Source organism: Streptomyces sp. T39 (genome assembly GCF_008042045.1).
Lineage (GTDB): Bacteria > Actinomycetota > Actinomycetes > Streptomycetales > Streptomycetaceae > Streptomyces.
Map to the genome: position 1 here is coordinate 1 of NZ_RDBP01000163.1, position 644 is coordinate 644.

Here is a 644-nt window from a genome sequence, read left to right on the forward strand (position 1 = left end):
TGACCGCCGAGAGCGCGGCCGCAGAGTACCGGCACGAGGCCCTGGTGATGCTCGGCCGCAGCGAGGACGCCCAGGCCGAGGCCCGCAAGGCGTACGCCACCGAGCTCGCCAAGCCCTGGTTCCAGGCGCTGCCCGACAGCGACGACGCCCAGCGTGCCGCGACCGAGGCCGCCGCGAAGGCGCAGACCCGCACCGCCGAGCACCTGCTCGCCGTGCGGCTGGAGCAGCTGCATACCCAGGCCCGCCCCACCCCGGTCCGGCCCGCGCCGTGGACCCAGCGCCTGCCCGACCTCGCCGCCTCCCGGGCAGCGAGCAGGGCCTGGCGGGCGAGGTCAACGCCGGACATCTCCGGGACGGCGCTCAGACGAAGAAGCCGAAGCGGCGCACCGGCACGACTCTGCGGCGGGACGGCCGCGAGCCGCTCGGGCTCGGCGCGGCGATCACGATGATGATGACCGAGCGCGGCCTGGTCGCCCCGGCCGCCGGCGGCAGCGTCCTCGCCCAGTGGGAGACCATCCTCGCCGCGGCCGCGCCCGAACTCACCGGGCACGTCCAGGCGGTGAAGTTCGATGCGGACACCGGCCGCCTGGAGGTCGTCCCCGACGCCCCTGCGTACGGCACGAAGGTGCGCTGGATCGCGCTGC

At 75.9% G+C, this 644-nt stretch carries 2 pseudogenes; both read left to right on the forward strand.

Annotation, left to right across the window (positions count from 1 at the left end):
* A pseudogene (locus tag EAO77_RS39185) lies at positions 1–449 on the forward strand (hypothetical protein); the annotation flags it as partial.
* A pseudogene (locus tag EAO77_RS36420) lies at positions 446–644 on the forward strand (DUF721 domain-containing protein); the annotation flags it as partial. The pseudogenes EAO77_RS39185 and EAO77_RS36420, both read left to right, overlap by 4 nt.